The sequence below is a fragment of the Pseudomonas alkylphenolica genome (genome assembly GCF_000746525.1).
Classification (GTDB): domain Bacteria; phylum Pseudomonadota; class Gammaproteobacteria; order Pseudomonadales; family Pseudomonadaceae; genus Aquipseudomonas; species Aquipseudomonas alkylphenolica.
Window position 1 is genome coordinate 1,925,167 of record NZ_CP009048.1, and the last position, 23,569, is coordinate 1,948,735.

At 61.0% G+C, this 23,569-nt stretch carries 23 protein-coding genes; 12 read left to right on the forward strand and 11 right to left on the reverse strand.

Features of this window, described 5'->3' with window-relative positions; all coding sequences use genetic code 11:
* Positions 1 to 42: 42 nt before the first annotated feature.
* Complete coding sequence (oprI, locus tag PSAKL28_RS09050) at positions 43 to 294, reverse strand: outer membrane lipoprotei OprI (protein ID WP_003259780.1); 252 nt, start codon at positions 292 to 294, stop codon at positions 43 to 45.
* Positions 295 to 802: 508 nt separating this feature from the next.
* On the opposite strand from oprI, the gene PSAKL28_RS09055 reads away from it, so the two are divergent.
* Complete coding sequence (locus tag PSAKL28_RS09055; RefSeq protein WP_038609187.1) at positions 803 to 1,084, forward strand: GNAT family N-acetyltransferase; 282 nt, start codon at positions 803 to 805, stop codon at positions 1,082 to 1,084.
* An 84-nt stretch (positions 1,085 to 1,168) separates the two neighbouring features.
* Here the strand turns inward: PSAKL28_RS09055 and PSAKL28_RS09060 are convergent, their stop codons facing one another.
* Both PSAKL28_RS09060 and PSAKL28_RS09065 read right to left on the reverse strand, forming a co-directional pair.
* On the reverse strand, positions 1,169 to 2,245 hold the full coding sequence (locus PSAKL28_RS09060) for a 3-deoxy-7-phosphoheptulonate synthase (protein WP_038609190.1): 1,077 nt from the start codon (positions 2,243 to 2,245) through the stop codon (positions 1,169 to 1,171).
* 171 nt (positions 2,246 to 2,416) lie between these two features.
* Complete coding sequence (locus tag PSAKL28_RS09065; protein ID WP_038609193.1) at positions 2,417 to 2,863, reverse strand: PilZ domain-containing protein; 447 nt, start codon at positions 2,861 to 2,863, stop codon at positions 2,417 to 2,419.
* A 117-nt stretch (positions 2,864 to 2,980) separates the two neighbouring features.
* On the opposite strand from PSAKL28_RS09065, the gene PSAKL28_RS09070 reads away from it, so the two are divergent.
* From PSAKL28_RS09070 to cysB, 4 genes are all read left to right on the forward strand, one after another.
* Entirely contained in the window at positions 2,981 to 3,964 is a 984-nt protein-coding gene (locus PSAKL28_RS09070; RefSeq protein WP_038609196.1) for a putative 2-dehydropantoate 2-reductase, read from the forward strand.
* Positions 3,965 to 3,976: 12 nt separating this feature from the next.
* Positions 3,977 to 4,906 carry a 5'-nucleotidase gene (locus PSAKL28_RS09075; RefSeq protein WP_038609199.1) on the forward strand — a complete coding sequence of 310 codons (930 nt, stop codon included), beginning with the start codon at positions 3,977 to 3,979 and terminating at the stop codon, positions 4,904 to 4,906.
* 72 nt (positions 4,907 to 4,978) lie between these two features.
* Positions 4,979 to 5,476, forward strand: a complete 498-nt coding sequence (locus tag PSAKL28_RS09080; protein WP_038609202.1) for a universal stress protein — start codon at positions 4,979 to 4,981, stop codon at positions 5,474 to 5,476.
* 125 nt (positions 5,477 to 5,601) lie between these two features.
* Positions 5,602 to 6,576: an HTH-type transcriptional regulator CysB gene (gene cysB / locus PSAKL28_RS09085; RefSeq protein WP_038609205.1), complete on the forward strand. Its 975-nt coding sequence runs from the start codon at positions 5,602 to 5,604 to the stop codon at positions 6,574 to 6,576.
* A gap of 62 nt (positions 6,577 to 6,638) precedes the next feature.
* Here cysB and PSAKL28_RS09090 read toward each other — a convergent pair whose 3' ends face one another.
* From PSAKL28_RS09090 to PSAKL28_RS09105, 4 genes are all read right to left on the reverse strand, one after another.
* A complete protein-coding gene (locus PSAKL28_RS09090) occupies positions 6,639 to 7,871 on the reverse strand; it encodes a hypothetical protein (RefSeq protein ID WP_038609208.1) in 1,233 nt (410 codons plus the stop codon).
* Positions 7,868 to 8,281 carry an AAA family ATPase gene (locus tag PSAKL28_RS09095; RefSeq protein ID WP_038609211.1) on the reverse strand — a complete coding sequence of 138 codons (414 nt, stop codon included), beginning with the start codon at positions 8,279 to 8,281 and terminating at the stop codon, positions 7,868 to 7,870. The genes PSAKL28_RS09090 and PSAKL28_RS09095 overlap by 4 nt, the downstream gene beginning before the upstream one ends.
* Entirely contained in the window at positions 8,274 to 8,675 is a 402-nt protein-coding gene (locus PSAKL28_RS09100) for a GntR family transcriptional regulator (RefSeq protein WP_257011869.1), read from the reverse strand. Before PSAKL28_RS09100 ends, PSAKL28_RS09095 begins: the two co-directional genes overlap by 8 nt.
* Positions 8,676 to 8,782: 107 nt before the next feature.
* On the reverse strand, positions 8,783 to 9,517 hold the full coding sequence (locus PSAKL28_RS09105; RefSeq protein ID WP_038616370.1) for a phosphoadenylyl-sulfate reductase: 735 nt from the start codon (positions 9,515 to 9,517) through the stop codon (positions 8,783 to 8,785).
* A 129-nt stretch (positions 9,518 to 9,646) separates the two neighbouring features.
* On the opposite strand from PSAKL28_RS09105, the gene thrH reads away from it, so the two are divergent.
* The gene (thrH, locus tag PSAKL28_RS09110) at positions 9,647 to 10,264 is read left to right on the forward strand and encodes a bifunctional phosphoserine phosphatase/homoserine phosphotransferase ThrH (RefSeq protein ID WP_038609216.1); all 618 of its coding nucleotides are present in this window, start codon (positions 9,647 to 9,649) and stop codon (positions 10,262 to 10,264) included.
* A 78-nt stretch (positions 10,265 to 10,342) separates the two neighbouring features.
* Here the strand turns inward: thrH and pabB are convergent, their stop codons facing one another.
* The 4 genes from pabB to rloA form a co-directional block, all read right to left on the reverse strand.
* Positions 10,343 to 11,686 (reverse strand): aminodeoxychorismate synthase component I, encoded by a 1,344-nt coding sequence (gene pabB, locus PSAKL28_RS09115; RefSeq protein ID WP_038609217.1) that lies wholly within the window; start codon positions 11,684 to 11,686, stop codon positions 10,343 to 10,345.
* 132 nt (positions 11,687 to 11,818) lie between these two features.
* On the reverse strand, positions 11,819 to 12,799 hold the full coding sequence (locus PSAKL28_RS09120) for an alpha-L-glutamate ligase-like protein (protein WP_038609219.1): 981 nt from the start codon (positions 12,797 to 12,799) through the stop codon (positions 11,819 to 11,821).
* The gene (gene rloB, locus PSAKL28_RS09125) at positions 12,799 to 14,331 is read right to left on the reverse strand and encodes an osmotic stress tolerance membrane protein RloB (RefSeq protein ID WP_038609222.1); all 1,533 of its coding nucleotides are present in this window, start codon (positions 14,329 to 14,331) and stop codon (positions 12,799 to 12,801) included. Before rloB ends, PSAKL28_RS09120 begins: the two co-directional genes overlap by 1 nt.
* Before the next feature lie 5 nt (positions 14,332 to 14,336).
* The gene (gene rloA / locus PSAKL28_RS09130; RefSeq protein WP_038609223.1) at positions 14,337 to 14,873 is read right to left on the reverse strand and encodes a retropepsin-like aspartic peptidase RloA; all 537 of its coding nucleotides are present in this window, start codon (positions 14,871 to 14,873) and stop codon (positions 14,337 to 14,339) included.
* 293 nt (positions 14,874 to 15,166) lie between these two features.
* Between rloA and PSAKL28_RS09135 the strand changes: the two genes are divergently transcribed.
* From PSAKL28_RS09135 to prpD, 6 genes are all read left to right on the forward strand, one after another.
* A complete protein-coding gene (locus PSAKL28_RS09135; RefSeq protein ID WP_038609226.1) occupies positions 15,167 to 15,877 on the forward strand; it encodes a GntR family transcriptional regulator in 711 nt (236 codons plus the stop codon).
* On the forward strand, positions 15,874 to 16,764 hold the full coding sequence (prpB, locus tag PSAKL28_RS09140) for a methylisocitrate lyase (RefSeq protein ID WP_038609228.1): 891 nt from the start codon (positions 15,874 to 15,876) through the stop codon (positions 16,762 to 16,764). Before PSAKL28_RS09135 ends, prpB begins: the two co-directional genes overlap by 4 nt.
* A gap of 82 nt (positions 16,765 to 16,846) precedes the next feature.
* A complete protein-coding gene (gene prpC / locus PSAKL28_RS09145; protein WP_038609231.1) occupies positions 16,847 to 17,974 on the forward strand; it encodes a bifunctional 2-methylcitrate synthase/citrate synthase in 1,128 nt (375 codons plus the stop codon).
* Between the two features lie 165 nt (positions 17,975 to 18,139).
* Positions 18,140 to 20,728: a Fe/S-dependent 2-methylisocitrate dehydratase AcnD gene (gene acnD / locus PSAKL28_RS09150; RefSeq protein WP_038609233.1), complete on the forward strand. Its 2,589-nt coding sequence runs from the start codon at positions 18,140 to 18,142 to the stop codon at positions 20,726 to 20,728.
* Between the two features lie 93 nt (positions 20,729 to 20,821).
* Complete coding sequence (gene prpF / locus PSAKL28_RS09155; protein WP_038609234.1) at positions 20,822 to 22,012, forward strand: 2-methylaconitate cis-trans isomerase PrpF; 1,191 nt, start codon at positions 20,822 to 20,824, stop codon at positions 22,010 to 22,012.
* Positions 22,013 to 22,060: 48 nt separating this feature from the next.
* Positions 22,061 to 23,545, forward strand: a complete 1,485-nt coding sequence (gene prpD / locus PSAKL28_RS09160; protein WP_038609237.1) for a 2-methylcitrate dehydratase — start codon at positions 22,061 to 22,063, stop codon at positions 23,543 to 23,545.
* Positions 23,546 to 23,569 lie beyond the last annotated feature (24 nt).

The following is a 23,569-nucleotide window of genomic DNA, read 5'->3' on the forward strand; positions in this document are numbered from 1 at the left end:
CCCACAAGTGGGTCGGCTCCAAATAAAAATCCCGAGGGATAATTACTTACGGCTGGCTTTGTCCAGCATACGCAGAGCGCGCTCGTTAGCTTCGTCAGCGGTCTGTTGTGCTTTTTGAGCAGCAGCCAGAGCGTCGTCAGCTTTGCGGTAGGCTTCGTCAGCGCGAGCTTGTGCACGAGCAGCTGCGTCTTCAGTAGCGGTCAGACGAGCTTCAGTTTCTTTGGATACGCTGCTGCAACCGGTAGCCAGAACTGCGGCCAGAGCCAGAGCAGAAAATTTCAGAACGTTGTTCATCGTGTTCCCCTTCAAGGACTTTCTATTAAATAGCCATCTCTCAGCAAAGAGAAACTAGCCGGTGTACATAGTACCCATTACTTGTAGTAAGTAAACTGACAGAGCGCAAGAACTGCAAAAAAATACGCCTGTCCCGGGGCCGCCACAGCCTTTGTAAAAAAACTGTGAAGGCGCCGCCGCAGCGGCTGTAATCTAGTGTAGCAAGTGTGTTTTTTTGTTGAACTAACGGTGACTTAAAGTGTCATCCAACGTCTTAGCTCTACAACATCCGGCAAGTGTTCAGGGCGCTGCCCGCAGCCTGGTTCGCTGGCTGCTAGTGCACGATTTTTGCGACCAGACACCTTGAGCATTCGGGCCCGGGGCGCCTACTATTTGTACGTGCTCTTTTGCCAGAGAACGACCAAGCTGTTCTTGCTGTCCAAACGGGCACGGGGTGGCGTAGAGGTTCCTTCGCCGGATAAACATCGGTAAGGTAGGGGTCAAATCATAAGACCCGCGAGGAGTAGTGATGAGCGAGGCGTTGTCCATCCACCATGACCAGGCTGGTCATCAATTCGAGACCAGTGTGGACGGTCATCGTGCTTACCTGACCTACATGGACCTGGGTAAGCAAACCCTGGATATCTACCGCACCTTTGTTCCCAATGCGTTGCGGGGCCGGGGTATTGCCGCGGCGCTGACCGAGAAGGCGTTGCAGTACGCAGAAGACATGGGCTACACCGTGATTCCGTCATGCTCGTACGTGGAACGTTACATGGAGCGCCAGCAGCGGCACTCCAGCAAAGCCTGAGAATCGCGAAGGGCAGCCATGCCGCTGCCATTCAACGCACATGCAAAAACGCCGGGCTTAGCCCGGCGTTTTTGTTTTTGCCTGTCAGGTGCGGTTGCGCTTGGGCAGCACGTCCTTGAGCTTGGCGTGCATGCTGCGCAGGGTCTTCTCGGTGGCGTCCCAGTCGATGCAGGCGTCGGTGATGGAAACACCGTACTGCAGGTCGTTGAGGTCCTTCGGAATCGCCTGGCAGCCCCAGTTCAAGTGGCTTTCGACCATCAGGCCGATGATCGACTGGTTGCCTTCGAGGATCTGGTTGGCGACGTTCTCCATCACCAGCGGCTGCAGGGCCGGGTCCTTGTTGGAGTTGGCGTGGCTGCAGTCGACCATGATGTTCGGCTTGATCTTGGCCTTGGTCAGCGCCTGTTCGCACAGGGCGACACTGACCGAGTCGTAGTTCGGTTTGCCGTTGCCGCCGCGCAGTACCACGTGACCGTAGGCGTTACCTTTGGTGGTGACGATGGATACGCCGCCTTCCTGGTTGATACCGAGGAAGCGGTGAGGGCTGGAGACCGACTGAAGGGCATTGATTGCCACGGTCAGGCCGCCATCGGTGCCGTTCTTGAAGCCGACGGCCGACGACAGGCCCGAAGCCATTTCGCGGTGGGTCTGCGATTCGGTGGTACGCGCACCGATAGCCGACCAGCTGATCAGGTCTTGCAGGTACTGCGGCGAGATCGGGTCGAGGGCTTCGGTCGCGGTAGGCAGGCCCATTTCCGCCAGGTCCAGCAGCAACTGGCGGCCGATGTGCAGGCCGTCCTGAATCTTGAACGAGTCGTCCAGGTACGGATCGTTGATCAGGCCTTTCCAGCCGACCGTGGTGCGCGGCTTCTCGAAGTACACACGCATGACCAGGTACAGGGTGTCGGACACTTCGGCAGCGAGGGCCTTGAGGCGCTCGGCGTATTCGTGAGCGGCTTTGATGTCGTGGATCGAGCAGGGACCGATCACCACGAACAGGCGGTGATCCTTGCCGTCGAGGATGTTGCGCACCACTTCACGGCCCGCAGTCACGGTCTTGAGCGCGGTGGCGCTCAGGGGAATTTCCTTCTTGAGCTGATCGGGGGTGATCAAGGTCTCGTTGGAGGCAACGTTTAGGTCATCGATCGGTAAATCAGCCATCGTGTTACTCGTCAGGTCACGGGTGCCGGCCGCCAGCGATCCCCGTGCGGCGGAGCAGCGAAAATTGTACGCAGCGGGGAGCCGAACCTTAGCGCGTTACACCGTGGCTCGACAATGGGTAGAGTCCGCTTTCCTGCGTGTGAAAGCCTGCTGGCGCAGGGTTTTTTGCAGTTAAACGAGAATCTGGCGGGTATGGGTGGCCTCAAGGTTGGCTTCGGAGAATTCGCCGGCGTGCAGGCTGACCCATTGCTCGGCAAGGGCATTGAGGTCGGGCGGGGTGCTTTGGTCGAGGGCTTGCTGCTGGTAGAGGTGCTGAATCTGGCAGACCTGTTCACTCATTCTGGCCCCGAACAGCGCCTGTTCATCAACAAAGGCGATGCCAACCCGGTAGCCGTCCTGCTGCTTCTGGCACCAGGCCACGTAGCCTGGGTAACGGGCTGATTCACCGAGGGAAGGGATGATCATTTCGATGGCCATGCCGCGGCGGTAGGCGCGCGGGTGGTTGCAGGCGATACCGCCCAGGCTGATAGTGTGCAGGCGCTGGCGAAACAGGCTGGGCGACTGGCGCAGCGCCAGTACGACCGGAACATCGTCCGGGTGGGGCAGGTATCCACGCATGATCGACTCCGTGTCGATTTTTTGACCTTGTTCGCCTCAGTATAGTGAAGGTTCGTAAAGCGCTTGATTTGCGTGTAAAAAAATTGAACAAAAAATGAACGGTTAAAGGAGAGCAGGATGAACACCAGCAGTCCGCGTATTGGCATCATCGGTACCGGCGCCATTGGCGGTTACTACGGCTTGATGCTGGCTCGGGCCGGGTTCGATGTGCATTTCCTTCTGCGTAGCGAGTTCGATGCGGTCAGTGCCAACGGGATTCGGGTCGAAAGCGCAGTTCATGGCACGCTGCAGATGCCGGTGCAGGCTTATGCCGATGTCGCCGACATGCCGCCCTGCGACTGGTTGCTGGTGGGCGCCAAGACCACCAGCAATGCCGAGTTGGCACCGTTGATCGCCAAGGCTGCGGCCAGCGATTGCAAAGTGGTGCTGTTACAGAATGGCCTGGGTGTCGAGGAGAGTCTGCGTCCGTTGTTACCAGCCCATCTGCACCTGCTGGGCGGTTTGTGTTTTATCTGCGTCAATCGCGAGGCGCCTGGTGTGGTCCGCCACCAGTCCCTTGGGGCGGTGAACCTGGGGTATCACAGCGGCCCGGCTGCCGATGCCGCCGCGCGTCAACATGTGGTCGAAGAGGGGGCCGAGCTGTTCCGCGCGGCGGGCATCGACTCGCAGGCCATGAGCAATCTGGCCCAGGCGCGCTGGCAAAAGCTGGTGTGGAATGTGCCTTACAACGGTCTGTCGGTCCTGCTCAGGGCCAGCACCACGCCGTTGATGGCCGATGCGCAGAGCCGTGAGCTGATCCAAGCGCTGATGGCAGAGGTGGTAGAGGGCGCGCGTAGCTGTGGCCACGAATTGCCCCAGGGCTATGCTGAGCATCTGTTCGCCGTAACGGAAAAGATGCCGGACTATTGGCCGAGCATGTACCACGACTTTGCCCAGCAGCGGCCGCTGGAGCTGGCAGCAATCTATGCTGAGCCGCTGGCGCAGGCGCGTGCGGCGGGTTGCAGTTTGCCGCGGATTGAAGCGTTGTATCAGGCGCTGGGCTTTATTGATCGGGCCAATCGCGGGGCAAGCCCGCTCCCACCGGCCCCGCGATTGGCCTAAAAGGAGTGGAAAATGAGCAAGAATCTCGGCGACAAACTGGTGGTCGCCATCTCCTCGCGGGCGCTGTTCGACCTCAGCGAAAGTCATCGCCTTTACCTGGCAGAGGGAGTCGAGGCCTACCGCCAGTATCAGATCGATCACGAGGACGAAGTGCTGGCGCCCGGTGATGCCTTCCCGCTGGTGCAAAAGTTGTTGGGTCTTAACGCCCATCTTGGCCAGCCCCGGGTCGAGGTGGTGCTGGTGTCGCGTAACAGTGCCGATACCGGTTTACGGGTGTTCAACTCCATCGAGCATCACGGTCTGGGTATCTACCGTGCTGCCTTTGTTGGTGGGCGCAGTCCGTATCCGTATCTGGCGGCTTTCGGCTGTCATCTGTTTCTGTCGACCGATGCGGACGATGTGCGCAGTGCGCTTGAAGCCGGCTTCGCTGCGGCGACCATCTTGTCTGGAGGCGCGCAACGAGCCGCCAGCGATGAATTGCGCATCGCTTTCGATGGAGACGCTGTGCTGTTCTCCGACGAGTCGGAGCGGGTCTACCAATCGGCTGGGCTGGAGGCGTTCCAGGCCAGCGAACGCCAATCGGCCCGCGAACCATTGCGAGGCGGACCGTTCAAGCCGTTCCTCGCCGCGCTTAACCTGCTGCAGAAGGAGTTTCCCGACGGCGCCTGTCCGATCCGCACGGCGTTGGTCACCGCACGTTCAGCGCCCGCGCACGAACGGGTGATCCGCACGTTGCGCGAGTGGGATATCCGTCTTGACGAGTCGCTGTTCCTTGGCGGTCTGGACAAGTCGGCGTTCCTTGAGGCCTTCGCCGCCGATGTGTTCTTCGACGACCAGGCCGGTCATTGCGAGCGGGCGCGCAGCGTTGTCGCAACTGGCCATGTGCCGCATGGCATCAGCAACGAACCGACCCTGAATCAGGCCGTTGATACCGGGCGCTAGACGGAACGGCACGACATCGGCGCGCTGCTAAGCTGAAGCTTGCTCTGCCCACGCGGCAGTCGAGGAGGTCGAATGATCCATTCCATGCTGTTTGCCACTGACCTCGGTGTCTACGCGCCTTTTGTCATGCAACACGCGCTGGCGTTGGCGCGCACGTTCAATGCAGAGCTTTATGTGATCCATGCCGTCGAACCCATGGGGCAATTCGCCGAGTCGCTGCTGCAAAGCTATCTGGATGAGCAGACGTTGGACCAGCTGCACAGCCAGGGGGTCAACAACGTCATGGCCAACATCGAGCAGAAGGTCCTGGAAAACTTTCGTGACGAGCTGGGCGAAGAAGCAGATCTGGCGCTGATCAAGGCGGTGCGGGTGCGCCAGGGCGATCCGGCCCAGGTAATTCTCGAGCAGGCGCAGCGCCTGAGCGTCGACCTGCTGATCTTTGGCAGCCATAGCCAGGGGGCGGGTGTTGATATTCCTATCGGCCGCACGGCGGTGCGTCTGCTGCAGCTTTCGCCAGTGCCGGTGTACATGGTGCCGTTGGCCCAGCACCTGGGGCGTCGGAAGGCTTAGGGCTGCCTTGTCAGTGGATTCCTACTAGACTGTTAAAATAGTTCTAGATTTATTCTTCAAACCACTAATATAGTTATAAATCGTCGCTGCTGCCGGTGACGCCCCAGCTGATTTGAGGGATACCTATGAAGCTTCAACAATTGCGCTACATCTGGGAAGTGGCGCACCACGACCTCAACGTCTCCGCGACAGCGCAGAGTCTGTATACGTCCCAGCCGGGCATCAGCAAGCAGATCCGCTTGCTCGAGGACGAATTGGGCGTTGAAGTGTTCGCCCGCAGCGGCAAGCACCTGACCCGCGTGACCCCGGCCGGTGAGCGTATCATCACCACCGCTGGCGAAATCCTGCGCAAGGTCGAAAGCATCAAGCAGATTGCCCAGGAATTCTCCAACGAGAAGAAGGGCACCCTGTCGATCGCCACTACGCATACCCAGGCGCGTTACGCACTGCCACCGGTGATCAGTAGCTTCATCAAGCAGTACCCGGAAGTGGCCCTGCACATGCATCAGGGTTCGCCGATGCAGATCGCTGAAATGGCTGCTGATGGCACTGTCGATTTTGCCATTGCCACCGAAGCCCTGGAGCTGTTCGGTGACCTGGTCATGATGCCGTGCTATCGCTGGAACCGTTGCGTGGTGGTGCCGCAAGGCCACCCGCTGACCAAGTTGCCCAAGCTCACCCTCGAAGCTCTGGCCGAATACCCGATCGTTACTTATGTGTTCGGTTTCACCGGGCGCTCCAAGCTTGATGAAGCCTTCAGCCATCGCGGCCTGACCCCGAAAGTGGTGTTCACCGCTGCTGACGCCGACGTTATCAAAACCTATGTACGCCTGGGCCTGGGCGTGGGCATCGTGGCCAAGATGGCCGTCGATACCAAGCTCGACAATGACCTGGTGGTCCTCGATGCCAGCGAACTGTTCGAGTCCAGTGTGACCAAGATCGGCTTCCGTCGTGGCACGTTCCTGCGTGGCTTCATGTGCGACTTCATTGAGAAGTTTGCCCCGCACCTGACCCGTGAAGTGATGGCCAAGGCCATCCAATGCCATAACAAGCAAGAGCTTGAAGAGCTGTTTGCGGATGTCGAGTTGCCGGTGCACTGATACCTGCAGCAGGCATGAAAAAACCGGCCATCGTGCCGGTTTTTTCTTGTCCTCGGTTTGACTCAGAAAATGATGAGCATGAGGGTGCCAAAGTAGATCGACACCATCAGCAGCGCGGTGCCCATGCCCCAGTGGAATTTGCTCAGTGCACCCCGCCAGGCGAGCCTGGCCAGGCCAAGGCTCAATGCGAGCATGAATGCGCTGAAGGCAATCGCAGCCAGTGGCCGGTGCAATCCTGGGCTGTCGTTGTGTATCCCCATGGCAATCAGCAGCAAGGTCATCAGCACTTGGCGCTCGAGCAGGCTGCTACGTAGTTGGCGCAGCAGGGTCGCTTGCAATTGCTCGCGTGGCGGCAGGCCAGGCGCAAGGAGCAGTTCGGCCAAGGTCGCGCGGTTGCGTCCGTGAAGATCGATCAGCGTGGCTATGGGCTGCATGGGTGTCCAGACCAACAGGGCCGCCACCCACATGGCAAGGAAGCCACTGTTGTAGTTCGGCTCTATCCAGTAGACGAACGTCATGACGCTCGCCAGAGCCAGGTACATCAGATACTGGCCGCGTTTACCGTATATCTGCTCGATGGTCTGGCAACTGCGGCCAAGCAGGGCGGCCATGCGATCCTGGCACTGTCGGTTCTGAGATGGAGCGCTGCTGCTGACAATGCCTGGTGCTGCAGCCGTGCACGCCTTGCCTGTGCCCGGCGAGCCAAAGGTGAGTCCGTTCAGTGCTACTCCCAGTGGCGTCATGAGCTTTGTCCGTGGACGCTGCGAATGGTACTGCCACAGTGCCCAGGTCAGTAGCAGCGCCAGTGCGCCTAGCAGAGCACTCTGGCCGGGGTTGGCGAGCACGGGCCAGTACAGGCTGAGCAGGGTTACCGGGATGAAGTTCAAGGCCCACGGCATGCTGATGGTCAGCAAGCCGAAACATGAACCCAGCCACAATGCCGCCGCCAACTGCGGGAGGTGATGGCTGGTCGTTGGCCATAGCACCAGGCACATCAGTGGTGGGGCGATACTCAGTGCCATGTGCATGCCGACTGCGCCCAGCAAGGTGCGACGAACCTTGGGTGCGCGTAAAGCAATCATGTTCGTGGTCAGGCTGCATAGCCTTGGACCATGGAACAGCCACCACAGGGCGGCGGCAACGGCCCAGGTGAAAGGCCAGGCCAGTGATGCCTGGTCTTCAGGTGCGAGGTGCCAGAGGCTGGCACCGATAGCCAGCGTCAGCACGTAGCACAGAGCGCCCGCAGCGAGCAGCCACGACCCGAAGAACAGCGGCTTGAGTGCCGAGGTCTTCATGCTGCCAGCTCCATGAACAGGTCTTCCAGGCTAAGACGCAATTCATCCTTGAGCTGGTCAAGTTCGGCATACAGTCGTAGCTGACCCTGATGAATCAGGGCAACATGAGACGCTATATGCTCCAGGTCGGAGAGGATATGGGTCGAGAACACCACGGTGCTACCGTGCTCGCTCGCCAGCTCGACGATTTCTCGCAGCAATTCGCGACGAGCCAGTGGATCAAGGGCTGCGGCCGGTTCGTCCAGCACCAGCAGGCACTCGATCAGGGTGCTTTTGCCTGCACCATTGCGTCCCAGCAAACCCAGTACCGTTCCCGGTTCGATGCTCAGCGAAACACCGTCCAGTGCCATGTGATCCTTGTAGCGTTTGGTCAGGGAGTGGGCTTCGACCACGGGGGGCAGGTTACTCATTGCGATCCTTCGAAAGCGCTGCTTCGTTCATGAGAGGGGTAAGGGCCTCGATCAATTGATCGAGGCTAAGGTCCAGCTGTCGGGCCTGGCGTGCCAGCTCCTGCAAGGTCGGCTGCAACACCTGCAGGCGTGTTTCTGTCGGGGTGGCGGCCTGATGGTCGGCCGCAACCTGCATGCCCTTGCCACGCTGGCGCTCCAGCAAGCCCTGGGCTTCGAGCAAGGCATAGGCTTTGGAAACGGTCATCGGGTTGATGGCATGGGCGGCGGCCACTTCGCGCACCGAGGGCAGGCGGGTGCCGGGTGGGCAGGTTCCAGCGCTGATCAGGCGGGTGATCTGGCCGACGATCTGGCGATAGATCGGGTCGGGAGAGCTTGGCTCGATGTGTAGTGTCATGGCGTCCATGTGTATTAGTGTAGCAATACACTATGGGCGCGAAGCAAGTGCTTTCTTTCGGGCATGAAAAAACCGGCCGAAGCCGGTTTTGCGAGTCTGGAGGAACGTCAGCCTTTGCTGATCAGGTTTCCGGCATGCAGGCCGCATTCCTTCTGGGTCGACTCTTCCCACCACCAGCGGCCTTCGCGTTCGTGCTGGTTAGGCAGCACAGGGCGGGTGCAAGGTTCGCAACCGATGCTGATGAAGCCGCGTTCGTGCAGGCTGTTGTATGGCAGCTCGAGCATGCGGATATAGCCCCAGACCTCTTCGCTGCTCATTTGCGCCAACGGGTTGAACTTGTACAGGGTACGCTCGGGGGTCGAGAACGCGCTGTCGATTTCCAGTGCCGCCACCTGGCTGCGGGTGCCGGGGCTCTGGTCGCGGCGCTGGCCGGTGGCCCAGGCGCTGACGGTGCTGAGTTTGCGGCGCAGCGGTTCGATCTTGCGGATGCCGCAGCATTCGCTGTGGCCATCTTTGTAGAAGCTGAACAAGCCTTTCTCTTTGACAAAGGGGTCAAGTTTGCTGCGATCAGGGGAGAGGATCTCGATCGGCAGGTTGTAGAACTCGCGCACCTGATCGATGAAGCGGTAGGTTTCCGGGTGCAGGCGGCCGGTGTCGAGGCTGAACACCTTGACGTTCTTGTTCAGCTTCCAGGCCATGTCCACCAGCACCACGTCTTCGGCGCCGCTGAAGGAGATCCACAGGTCGTCGCCAAAGTGTTCAAAGGCAAGCTTGAGGATGTCTTGCGGGGACTTGTCGGCATAAGTCGCGGCCAGGGCGGCGACGTCGAAGGGTTGGCTCATCAGGCGGCTTCCGGTCATTGAATGGCGCTTGGCGCTCGTAATACCACGATCTTAACAAAAATTGCCGGCGCCGACGCCGCGCATGTAGAGTGCGGCTTCCCATTTTTGGCGTTGTTCGAGGAGTGTGCTGTGGAAATTGCCTGTCTCGACCTGGAAGGCGTACTGGTCCCGGAAATCTGGATCGCCTTTGCGGAAAAAACCGGAATCGAATCGTTGCGGGCCACCACCCGTGATATTCCCGATTACGATGTGCTGATGAAGCAGCGCCTGCGCATTCTCGATGAGCATGGGCTGAAACTTTCCGATATCCAGGCGGTAATCGCCACCCTCAAGCCGCTGGACGGCGCCATCGAATTCGTTGACTGGTTGCGCGAGCGTTTCCAGGTGGTGATTCTCTCCGACACCTTCTACGAATTCTCCCAGCCGCTGATGCGCCAGCTGGGCTTCCCGACCTTGCTCTGCCATCGCCTGATCACTGACGAGACGGACCGGGTGACCGGCTACCAGTTGCGCCAGAAAGATCCCAAGCGCCAGTCGGTGCTGGCGTTCAAGAGCCTGTACTACCGGGTGATTGCTGCCGGTGACTCGTACAACGACACCACCATGCTGGGTGAGGCTGACGCAGGGATTCTGTTCCATGCGCCGGAGAATGTGATCCGCGAGTTCCCGCAGTTTCCGGCGGTGCATGATTTCGAGGCGTTGAAGAAGGAGTTCATCAAGGCTTCGAATCGGTCGCTGAGCCTGTAAGGGTCTCATCGCGGGGCAAGCCCGCTCCCACCGGAGTTGTGAGTGACCGGTGGGAGCGGGCTTGCCCCGCGATGCTTTTCAGAGGCCCTGCAAGGTATCGAGCAGCACCTTCACCTTGGTGATCGACTCTTCATACTCCGCCTGCCAGTCCGAATCGGCCACCACCGCACCACCACCCCAGCAGCACACCTGGCCATCCTTGACCAGCAAGCTGCGAATGGCGATCGAGCTGTCCATTTCGCCGCGCACGTCGACGTACAGCAATGACCCGCAATACAGTGCCCGACGGCTGGGCTCCAGCTCGTCGATGATCTGCATGGCGCGAATTTTCGGCGCGCCGGTGATCGAGCCGCCGGGGAAGCTGCCGGCGATCAGGTCCAGAGCGTCCTTGTCGGCGGCCAGCTGGCCGGTGACGCTGCTGACCAGGTGATGCACGTTGGGGTAGCTTTCCAGGCTGAACAGCTCCGGCACTTTCACCGAGCCGATCTCGCAGGTGCGGCCCAGGTCGTTGCGCAGCAGGTCGACGATCATCAGGTTTTCCGCTCGGTCCTTGCTGCTGGCCAGCAGTTCGGCGCCGTTGCGAGCGTCCTCTGCCGGGTCTGCGCTGCGTGGCCGGGTGCCCTTGATCGGGCGGGTCTCGACCCGGCCTTCACTGACCTGGATGAAACGCTCCGGCGAGAAGCTCAGCAGCGTGCTGCCATCGGCCAGAGTCTGGAAGCCGGAAAAAGGCGTCGGGCAGACCTGGCGCACGGCCAGGTAGGCATGCCAGGGGTCGCCCTGGCACGGCGCGCGAAAACGCTGGGTGAGGTTGATCTGGTAGCAGTCACCGGCATGGATGTATGCCTGCACCCGTTCAAAGGCCTGGTGATAGTCCTCGGCGCTGATGTCGCCGCGCATGGGGGCCAGCAGGGAGAAATGGCCCTCGTGGTCCGTCGGCGGTGCTTCGAACAGTGCTATCAGGCGTTGGCGCTCGGTCTCGGCCAGGCTCGGGTGAAACAGTAACTGGCTACGCCCGAGCTGATGGTCGCTGATCAGTGCCCAGGCATACAGTCCGAGGCTGGCGTCGGCCAGGCCGAGGTCATCGGCAGCCAGGCTCGGCAACTGCTCCAGGCGCCGCCCGAAGTCGTAGCTCAGGTAGCCGATCAGGCCGCCGGCAAAGGGCAGTTCGACGTCGTCTGGCAGGGTTGCCCGTCCCAGTTGTGCAAGGCTGGCGCGCAGGCGCTGCAGGTAGGCTTCACCGCTTTCAGCGGCTTGCGGTGCCAGGGTTTGCACTGGCCAGGCGCTGAGCAAGTCGAAACGACCGCGCTCGGCGTTTGGGCGGGCGCTGTCAAGCAGCACGGCACCGGGGGCCTGGCGGATGCGCGCGAAGTAGGTCGCAGGGTCGGCGAGGTAGGGCAGGGGGTGGAGCGTACAGGTCGGCATGCAAGTAACAGCTATGAATGCGGGGGAGGCGATTGTAGTCCCGTGTAGGAAATGCGCCTAGCGCAGACTACGACCTTGAGTGCCTTGCCTGCGTCGGCCAGGGCTGGCTGACGCAGGCAAGGTGGGTTGCACTCAGTTGGACGGTACGTGGCCGAACAGCTCCTGGGCGAAGCGTACGCGCTCTTCGACGGTTTCCTGGCGGCCGTCTTTGGCCAGTTGCTCCAGGTGCGCTTCTACCGCGTGGGTGCGTTTGGTCAGCCCGCAGTCGTTGGCGATCTGGATGTTCAGGCCGGGACGTGCGTTGAGTTCGAGGATCAACGGGCCCTTGTCCTGGTCCAGAACCATGTCGACACCGATGTAACCCAGCCCGCACAGCTCGTAGCAGCCGGCGGCCAGCTTCATGAAGCCGTCCCAGTTCGGCAGTTGCACACCGTCCACCGCGTTGGTGGTGTCCGGGTGCTTGCTGATGATGTTGTTCAGCCAGGTGCCGCGCAGGGTCACGCCGGTCGCCAGGTCTACACCGACACCGATGGCGCCCTGGTGCAGGTTGGCCTTGCCGCCGGACTGACGGGTCGGCAGGCGTAGCATGGCCATCACCGGATAGCCCATCAGGACGATGATGCGGATGTCCGGCACGCCTTCATAGCTGATGCTTTTGAAGATCTGGTCGGGGGTCACCCGGTACTCGATCAGGGCACGGTCGCGGTGACCGCCCAGCGAGTACAGGCCGGTGAGGATGCTGGAGATCTGGTGCTCGATCTCCTCGTGGCTGATGATCTTGCCCGAGACCGTGCGATAACGGTCTTCGAAGCGATCGGCGACCACCAGGATGCCGTCACCGCCGGCGCCCTGGGCAGGCTTGACGACGAAGTCGTTGCGCTGGCCGATGATCTCGCCGAGTTTTTCGATCTCTTTCTCGGTGGAGATGATCCCGTACATTTCCGGCACGTGAATGCCGGCCTTGATCGCACGCTCCTTGGTGATGATCTTGTCATCGACGATCGGGTACAGATGGCGCTTGTTGTACTTGAGGACGTAGTCCGCATTGCGCCGGTTGATACCCATGATGCCCCGGGCCTCCAGGGCTTTCCAGGTTTTCCAGAGACCGAACATCAGGCGTCAGCCTTCACGAAAGCTTTGAAACGCACCAGCTCCGTCAGGCGGTAGCCGCGGTAGCGACCCATCGCCAGCATGAAGCCCACCAGAATCAACAGTACCGCCGGGAAGGTGAAGACGAAGTACACCAGCTCCGGCACGCTCATCAGTAGGTGCGCCAGGGAGGCGGCGAACAGGGTGCCGATGGCGACTTTCATCGCATGGCCACCGCCACGCTCTTCCCAGGTGATCGACAGGCGTTCGATGGTCATGGTCAGGATCACCATCGGGAACAGTGCCACCGACAGGCCGCGTTCCAGGCCCAGCTTGTGGCTGAACAGGCTGATCGCGGCGATCAACACCACGACGAAGGTCAGCACCACCGACAGGCGCGGCAGCATCTGCAGCTTCAGGTGTTCAAGATAGGAGCGTAGTGACAGACCGAGTGCGGTAATCACCGTGAACAGGATGATACCGAAGCCCAGCTGGGTTTCACGGAAGGCCAGGGCGATCAGTACCGGGGTGAAGGTACCCAGGGTCTGCAGGCCGATCAGGTTGCGCAGCACCAGGATCACCAACACGCCGATCGGGATCATCACCATGATCATGAAGGTCTGCTGGGTCTGCAGCGGCAGGCCATACAGCGAGTATTCGAGGAAGTCGGCGTCGGTGTTCTCGTCAGTCAGCTTGGCCAGGCGGATGGCGTTCATCTCGCTGTTGTTCAGGCTGAAGCTGACGTTGGCTTTCTTGCCGCCATCGACGGTGATCAGGTTGTCATCACCGGTCCACCACAGCAGGCGGTCGGTCGGCAGGCCCTGTTCGCCGGTATCCGGGTTGAAGTACAGCCAGTCGGTGCCGTTGAAGCTGCGCAGCCACAGTTCAGGGGTTTGCGGCTGGTCGGCGACCAGGCGGATGGTGTGGACCTTTTCCACCGGCACGTGGGCGATGGACAGCAGCAGGTCGATGACCTTGGCTTTGTTCAGCGACGAGGTGTCACCGGCCAGCAGCAGCTTGACGTTGTCGTCATTGAGGTTGTTGACCCGCTTGATGGTTTCGCTGACAAAGGTCTCGACGTCCGCCGAGTGCTGGCGGATCGGAGCCATCAAGGCTTCGGCGGCGATCTTTTCCGGGCCTTCTACGGCCAGGCTGTCGCGGAAAGTCGGGCCCTTGATCTTGGCTTTTTCGGTGCTGTAGCGCTTGGTCAGGACCAGGCGGTAGTACAGGGTCTGGTTGCCGCTGGCGCGACGGGCCGACCAGGTGACCTTGCGGTTGCCGTCGACGCGGTTGACGCTGACCCCGTAGTTGTTGGAGATGAAGCTCTCATTGAGGCTGACGTAGTCGCGGTTCAGCGGCGGTACGAACATCTGTACCTTGATCGGGTCCTTGGGGTTGGCGACGAACTCGACCTTGGCGTCGATGTTCCACAGGTCGTCGGTCTCGTCTTCGGTCACCGGAATCCCGAGAAAGAAGATCTGATAGGCCGTGACGATGATGCCCAGTAGCACCAGTACGGTGATCAGGACTTTCAGATGAAGGGTAAGAGAGCGCATCGGGATTACTCTGCGGTGTGAGCGACAGGGGCGCAGGCAGGTTTGCCGGCCGCGTATTTAAGGCTTGGGTCGACCAGCGCATCGAAGTGCTTGAGTGCCTCGGAGCCGATCAGCAGTGGGTACTGGAACGCACTGCGGTCGGTCAGGTTCACTTCGATCACGCGTTGGGCCATGCCCATGCAGATGTTCAGTTCAATCACCGGGCGGGCGGTATAGGCCTTGCCCTCATCCGGGTTGTAATCGCCGGCGCGCCGCTTGATCTTGCTGACACGGGCCAGCGGTCGTTCTATCGGATGCGCGTGGGCGGCGTCAATCGCCAGGTAGAAGCGTACCCAGGATTCGCCATTGCGCTTGAAGCGCTTGATGTCGCGGGCGCTGAGCGAGGCAGTCTTGGCCCCGGTATCGAGCTTGGCGGCAACCTCCAGGTCGATATCGGCGAGGCGGGCGTATTCATTAAGGCCGTACACGGTCTTTTCCGCAGCCTGGCCAACGGCAGGCAACAAAAACAGGCTGAGCAACAGTAGAAGGGGCGTAAGTCTCATAAATCCTGGCGCGGTGCTGTGCGGTGTTCGGGTCAAGGCCACTGGCAGTACTGCGCAAGCTTCCTCGTTTATCTGCCATCACCACAAAATGATGACAAGCCCACTATTCATGCCCTGTGTGGGGGCGCGGCATTCTATCACGCTGGTGTGCTGGCGCCAGCGGCTGCACTCAGACAACACCTCGGCAGGTGAAGTTCGTTCTTAGACGATTGTCGACAATATTGATTTTGTCTTTGACTATGCTGCTCGATTTGGCTAGTTTTGGCCTCATTGATTTATGAGGTGTCGACAATATGCTGGACACAGCCCAAGCCCCTGGCGCAACCGCAGAGGATACCGAAACCCTCTCGGAAAACGTCTTCCGGCGCATCCAAGCGGCCATCGTCAAGGGCGAGATCGCCCCTGGCAGCAAGATCTCCGAGCCTGAGTTGGCGCGCACCTACGGCATCAGCCGCGGGCCGCTGCGCGAGGCGATCCATCGCCTGGAAGGCCAGCGCCTGCTGGTGCGCGTGCCGCATGTCGGCGCGCGGGTGGTATCGCTGAGCCATGCCGAGCTGATCGAGCTGTACGAGATCCGCGAGTCCCTGGAAGGCATGGCCTGTCGCCTGGCTGCCGAGCGTATGAGCGTAGCCGAGATCGATGAGCTGCGCCGGGTCCTCGATACCCACGAGCGCGATGCCACCTTTCAGGCCGGTCTGGGTTACTACCAGCAGGAAGGCGATTACGACTTCCACTACCGGATTATTCAGGGCAGCGGCAACCGCACCCTGGTGCAGATGCTCTGCGGCGAGCTGTACCAACTGGTGCGCATGTACCGCATCCAGTTTTCCGCCACGCCCAACCGGCCACACCAGGCGTTCGCCGAACACCACCGGATTCTCGATGCCATCGCCGACCGTGACGGTGAACTGGCCGAGCTCTTGATGCGCCGTCACATCGGCGCTTCCAAACGCAATATCGAGCGTCATTATCTGGACGCTACCAGCCCACGAGGTGAGTCATGAGTCAGAAAAGCAGTCCCGGCCAGCGCTTTCGCGATGCAGTTGCCGCCGAACACCCCCTGCAGGTTGTCGGTGCGATCAACGCCAACCATGCACTGCTGGCCAAGCGTGCCGGTTTCAAGGCCATCTACCTCTCGGGTGGCGGTGTCGCCGCAGGCTCCCTGGGCTTGCCGGACCTGGGCATCACCGGGCTGGATGACGTACTGACCGACGTCCGTCGTATTACCGACGTCTGCGACCTGCCGCTGCTGGTGGATGTCGACACCGGTTTCGGTTCCTCGGCGTTCAACGTCGCCCGTACCGTCAAGTCGATGATCAAATTCGGTGCGGCGGCGATCCACATCGAGGACCAGGTCGGCGCCAAGCGCTGCGGCCATCGTCCAAACAAGGAAATCGTTTCCCAGCAGGAAATGGTCGACCGCATCAAGGCGGCGGTGGATGCCCGTACCGACGACAGCTTCGTGATCATGGCGCGCACTGACGCCCTGGCCGTCGAAGGCCTGGAATCTGCGCTGGAGCGTGCCGCTGCGTGTATCGAAGCGGGTGCCGACATGGTGTTCCCGGAAGCCATTACTGAGCTTGCGATGTACAAGACCTTCGCCGACCGGATCAAAGCGCCGATCCTGGCCAACATCACCGAATTCGGTGCGACCCCGCTGTACACCACCGAAGAACTGGCTTCGGTCGACGTATCGCTGGTGCTTTACCCGCTGTCGGCGTTCCGCGCGATGAACAAGGCGGCCGAGAATGTCTACACCGCGCTGCGTCGCGATGGCACGCAGAAAAACGTCATCGACACCATGCAGACTCGGATGGAACTGTACGACGCCATCAACTACCACGCGTTCGAGCAAAGCCTCGACGCCCTGTTCGCCCAGAAAAAGGGTTGAACACCTGCTGAACCCTGTAGAAGCGGGCTTGCCCCGCGATTAGCCAAAGATTCCATAACAAATTCAAGAGTGGAGAAAAGCGATGGCCGAAGCAAAAGTACTCAGTGGAGCCGGCCTGCGTGGTCAAGTGGCCGGGCAAACTGCACTGTCGACAGTAGGTCAGGCCGGAGCCGGCCTGACCTACCGTGGTTATGACGTCCGGGACCTGGCCGCTGGCGCCGAATTCGAAGAAGTCGCCTACCTGCTGCTTTACGGCGATCTGCCGAGTGCAGCCCAGCTGGCCGAGTACAAGGGCAGGCTCAAGACCCTGCGCGACCTGCCACAAGCGCTGAAAGAAGTGCTCGAGCGCATCCCCGCAGATGCTCATCCGATGGATGTGATGCGTACCGGTTGCTCGATGCTTGGCACCCTGGAGCCAGAACTGACCTTCGAACAGCAGCGCGACAAGACCGATCGCCTGTTGGCACTCTTCCCGGCGGTGATGTGCTACTGGTACCGCTTCAGTCATGACGGTGTGCGCATCAGTTGCACCAGCGACGAAGACACCATCGGCGGCCACTTCCTGCACCTGCTGCACGACAAGAAGCCGAGCGAGCTGCACGTTAAAGTGATGAACGTCTCGCTGATCCTCTACGCCGAGCACGAATTCAACGCCTCGACCTTCACCGCCCGCGTTTGTGCTTCGACCCTGTCGGACCTGTACTCGTGCATCACCGCAGCCATCGGCTCGCTGCGCGGCCCGCTGCATGGCGGCGCTAACGAAGCAGCGATGGAGCTGATCGAGCGCTTCCAGAGCCCGCAGGAAGCGGTTGCCGAGCTGCTGCAGATGCTCGAGCGCAAAGACAAGATCATGGGCTTCGGTCACGCCATCTACAAAGAGTCCGACCCGCGTAACGAAGTGATCAAGGGCTGGTCGAAGCAGCTCGCTGACGAAGTCGGTGACACTGTGCTGTATCCGGTGTCCGAAGCCATCGACAAGACCATGTGGGAGCAGAAGAAGCTGTTCCCCAACGCCGACTTCTACCATGCCTCGGCGTATCACTTCATGGGCATCCCGACCAAGCTGTTCACCCCGATCTTCGTTTGCTCGCGCCTGACCGGCTGGGCCGCCCACGTGTTCGAACAGCGTGCCAACAACCGCATCATCCGTCCGAGCGCCGAGTACACCGGCGTCGAGCAGCGCAAGTTCGTGCCAATCGAACAACGCTGAGCCTGGCTGCAAGCTGATTGGCCTGACTCCAGCTTGTGGGAGCGGGCTTGTTCCGCGATGCGATGTATCCGATAGATCGCAATCGCGGGGCAAGCCCGCTCCCACCAAAAGAGAGGCAAGCCAACCGGCCAGCCACCGACCCTACCGTGATTGAGTCCCTGTGCCATGAATACTGAATTTCGCAAGAACCTGCCGGGCACTGGCCTGGATTATTTCGACGCTCGTGCCGCTGTCGACGCGATCGCGCCCGGCGCTTATGACCGTCTTCCCTACACCTCGCGCGTGCTGGCAGAAAACCTTGTACGCCGCTGCGATCCAGCGACCCTCAATGCCTCGCTGAGTCAGCTGATCGAGCGCAAGCGCGACCTCGACTTCCCGTGGTTCCCGGCCCGTGTGGTGTGCCACGATATCCTTGGTCAGACCGCGCTGGTCGACCTCGCCGGCCTGCGTGACGCCATCGCTGATGGCGGTGGTGACCCGGCCCAGGTCAATCCGGTGGTGCCGGTGCAACTGATCGTCGACCATTCCCTGGCCGTGGAATGCGGTGGTTTCGACCCGCAGGCGTTCGAGAAGAACCGCGCCATCGAAGACCGCCGCAACGAAGACCGTTTCCATTTCATCAACTGGACCAAAAAGGCGTTCAAGAACGTCGACGTGATCCAGCCGGGCAACGGCATCATGCACCAGATCAACCTGGAGAAGATGTCGCCGGTGATCCATGCCGAGCGTGGCGTGGCTTACCCTGACACCTGTGTTGGCACCGACAGCCACACCCCGCACGTCGATGCCCTGGGTGTGATCGCCATCGGCGTCGGCGGCCTCGAAGCCGAGAACGTCATGCTCGGCCGCGCCTCGTGGATGCGCCTGCCGGAAATCGTCGGCGTCGAGCTGTCCGGCAAGCCGCAACCGGGCATTACCGCCACCGACGTGGTGCTGGCCCTGACCGAGTTCCTGCGCAAGGAAAAGGTGGTCGGTGCCTACCTCGAATTCTACGGCGAAGGCGCCCGCGCCCTGACCCTGGGCGACCGCGCGACCATCTCCAACATGGCCCCGGAATACGGTGCCACTGCAGCGATGTTCTCCATCGACCAGCAGACCATCGATTACCTCAAGCTGACCGGTCGTGAAGACGAGCAGGTCAAGCTGGTGGAAACCTACGCCAAGGTTGCCGGCCTGTGGTCCGATAGCCTGGCCAACGCCGAGTATGAGCGTGTGCTGCGCTTCGACCTGTCCAGCGTCGTGCGTAACATGGCCGGCCCGTCCAACCCGCACGCCCGCGTGGCGACCAGCGACCTGGCCAGCAAAGGTATCGCCGGTCAGTGGGAAGAAGTGCCGGGGCAGATGCCTGACGGCGCGGTGATCATCGCCGCCATCACCAGCTGCACCAACACCAGTAACCCGCGCAACGTGATCGCCGCCGGCCTGCTGGCGCGCAACGCCAACAAGCTGGGGCTGATCCGCAAACCATGGGTCAAGTCGTCACTGGCGCCAGGCTCCAAGACCGTGGCCCTGTACCTGAAAGAAGCGGGTCTTGATGCAGAGCTGGAACAGCTTGGTTTCGGCATCGTGGCCTTTGCCTGCACCACCTGCAACGGCATGTCCGGTGCGCTGGATCCGGTGATCCAGCAGGAAATCATCGATCGCGATCTGTATGCCACCGCCGTGCTGTCGGGCAACCGCAACTTCGACGGGCGTATCCACCCTTACGCCAAGCAGGCGTTCCTGGCTTCGCCGCCGTTGGTGGTGGCCTACGCCATTGCTGGCACCATCCGCTTCGACATCGAGAAAGATGTACTGGCAGTGGTCGACGGCAAGGAAATCCGCCTCAAGGATATCTGGCCGAGCGACGAAGAAATCGATGCCGTGGTCAAGGCTGCGGTCAAGCCGGAACAGTTCCGCCAGGTCTACATCCCGATGTTCGCCATTCAGGAAGACACCGGGCCGAAAGTCGATCCGTTGTACGACTGGCGTGAGATGAGCACCTACATCCGCCGTCCACCGTACTGGGAAGGCGCGCTGGCCGGAGAGCGTACGCTCAAGGGCATGCGTCCGCTGGCGGTACTGCCGGACAACATCACCACCGACCACCTGTCGCCGTCGAACGCGATCATGCTCGACAGCGCTGCGGGGGAGTACCTGGCGAAAATGGGCCTGCCGGAAGAGGACTTCAACTCTTACGCAACTCACCGCGGCGATCACCTGACCGCGCAGCGCGCCACCTTTGCCAACCCGAAACTGTTCAACGAAATGGTTCAAGAAGGCGGCAAGGTCAAGCAGGGCTCGCTGGCGCGGATCGAGCCGGAAGGCAAGGTCACCCGCATGTGGGAAGCCATCGAAACCTACATGGAGCGCAAGCAGCCGCTGATCATCGTTGCCGGTGCCGACTACGGTCAGGGTTCGTCCCGTGACTGGGCGGCCAAGGGCGTGCGCCTGGCGGGTGTCGAGGCCATCGTCGCCGAAGGTTTCGAGCGCATCCACCGCACCAACCTGGTGGGCATGGGCGTGTTGCCGCTGGAGTTCAAGCCGGGCGTGAACCGCAAAACCCTGGACATCGACGGCACCGAGACCTTCGACGTGATCGGCGAGCGTACCCCGCGGGCTACCCTGACCCTGGTGATCACCCGTCACACCGGTGAACGCGTAGAGGTGCCGGTAACCTGCCGCCTGGATACCGCTGAAGAAGTGTCGATCTATGAAGCGGGCGGGGTGCTGCAGCGCTTTGCCCAGGACTTCCTCGAATCGGCGGCCGTTTGAGGTAGGGCCTTATCGCGGGGCAAGCCCGCTCCCACGGTGGGAGCGGGCTTGCCCCGCGATAGCCCCCCAAAGCACTCACAGGACAACCCAGCTATGGCACAAGTACCGCAAATCAAAATCCCCGCCACCTACATCCGTGGCGGCACCAGCAAAGGCGTGTTCTTCCGCCTCCAGGACCTGCCTGAGCGCGCGCAGGTGCCGGGCCCGGCCCGCGACGCGCTGCTGCTGCGGGTAATCGGCAGCCCCGACCCGTACGGCAAGCAGATTGACGGTATGGGTGGCGCCACTTCCAGCACCAGCAAGACTGTGATCCTCTCGCACAGCACCAAGGCCGATCACGATGTCGACTACCTGTTCGGCCAGGTGTCGATCGACAAGGCCTTCGTCGACTGGAGCGGCAACTGCGGCAACCTCTCGGCAGCGGTTGGCTCTTTTGCCATCAGCGCCGGTCTGGTCGACAGCAGCCGTATACCGCAGAACGGTATCGCCACCGTGCGCATCTGGCAGGCCAATATCGGCAAGACCATCATCGCCCACGTGCCGGTCACCAATGGTGAAGTCCAGGAAACCGGTGATTTCGAGCTGGACGGCGTGACCTTCCCAGCGGCCGAAGTGCAACTTGAGTTCATGGACCCGGCTGCCGACGAGGATGGTGAGGGCGGTTCGATGTTCCCCACCGGCAACCTGGTCGATGACCTGGTGGTACCCGGTATCGGCACCCTCAAGGCAACCCTGATCAACGCCGGTATCCCGACCATCTTTATCCAGGCCGAAGCCATCGGCTACACCGGCACCGAATTGCAAGATGCGATCAACAGCGACCCCGAGGCCCTGGCCCGATTCGAAACGATTCGTGCCTATGGCGCCGTACGCATGGGTCTGATCGAGCACATCGAAGAAGCCACCAAGCGCCAGCACACCCCGAAAGTCGCCTTTGTTGCACCACCGACCGCTTATCAGTCGTCCAGCGGTAAAGCCGTAGCGGCGACAGACGTTGATCTATTGGTACGTGCGCTATCGATGGGCAAATTGCACCACGCCATGATGGGCACAGCAGCTGTGGCCATCGGTACTGCTGCGGCGGTTCCCGGCACCCTGGTCAACCTCGCGGCCGGTGGTGGCGAGCGCAGCGCCGTACGTTTCGGTCACCCCTCGGGCACCCTGCGCGTTGGCGCCGAGGCTCGGCAGGTGAACGGTGAGTGGACTGTCACCAAAGCAATCATGAGCCGCAGTGCGCGGATACTGATGGAGGGCTGGGTGCGGGTACCCGGTGATGCCTTCTAACCAGTAACGGCGCTTGGCTCCCTGTTACCTACAACAGAGAGATGTGAAATGAGTGCCAACGTTGATCTGAACAACCGCCCCGACTACGACCGGGTGCTGCAGGATATCGCTGACTATGTCCTGAATTACCAGGTCGGGTCCGCGCCGGCGCTGGATACGGCGCGCAACTGCTTGATGGATACTCTCGGCTGCGGCCTGCTGGCGTTGCGCTTCCCGGAATGCACCAAGCACCTGGGGCCGCTGGTGGAGGGCACCGTGGTGCCGTACGGCGCGCGGGTGCCGGGCACCAGCTACCGCCTGGACCCGGTCAAGGCCGCCTGGGACATCGGTTGTATCGTCCGTTGGCTCGATTTCAACGACACCTGGCTGGCCGCTGAGTGGGGGCACCCCTCGGACAACCTCGGCGGCATCCTGGCAGTGGCCGACCACCTTTCGCAAAAACGCGTGGCCAATGGCGAAGCCCCCTTGAATATGCGGGCAGTGCTGGAAGCGATGGTCATGGCTCACGAAATCCAGGGTGTGATTGCCCTGGAGAACTCCTTCAACCGTGTTGGCCTCGATCATGTGTTGTTGGTCAAGGTCGCCTCCACGGCGGTCTGCGCCAGGCTCATGGGCGCCAATCGCGAGCAAATGCTGTCGGCGCTGTCCCATGCCTTTGTCGATGGACAGGCACTGCGAACCTATCGTCATGCCCCGAATGCCGGTTCACGCAAATCCTGGGCGGCGGGAGATGCCTCGAGCCGCGGTGTACGCTTGGCGGATATCGCCCTGCGTGGCGAGATGGGTATTCCAGGTGTTCTGACGGCGCCGCAGTGGGGCTTCTACGATGTGCTGTTCAGCCACACCAACAAGGATCTGGCGCTCAAGCCTGAAGACAAGCGTGCCTTCAGCTTCTCTCAGCCGTTCGCCAGCTATGTGATGGAAAACGTGCTGTTCAAGATCAGCTTCCCTGCCGAGTTCCATGCCCAGACAGCCTGTGAAGCGGCGGTGACCCTGCACCCGCTGGTGCGCAATCGCCTGCATGAAGTCGAGCGGATCGTCATTACCACCCATGAGTCGGCGATTCGCATCATCTCCAAGGTTGGCAAACTGGCCAACGCTGCCGACCGTGACCATTGCATTCAGTACATGACCGCTGTGCCGCTGATCTTCGGCGACCTGGTGGCTGAGCAATACGAGGATGAGTTCCACGCTGCCCATCCGCTCATTGACCGCTTGCGCGAGAAGATGGAGGTCGTCGAAGACCCGCGTTTTACCCGCGAGTACCTGGAGGCCGACAAGCGTTCGATCGCCAATGCCGTGCAGGTGTTCTTCAATGATGGATCAAGCACCGAACAGGTGGTGGTGGAGTACCCGATTGGCCATCGCCGGCGTCGGGCCGAAGGGATTCCATTGCTTGAGGAGAAGTTCAAGGCCAACCTGGCGACGCGCTTTGCCGGGCAGCGGGTGAACGAGATCTTTGCCTTGTGCAAGGATCAGGCGGCGCTTGAGGCCACGGCGGTGCATCGGTTTGTCGATCTGTTTGTGATCTGAGGGAACTGTGGGAGCGGGCTTGCC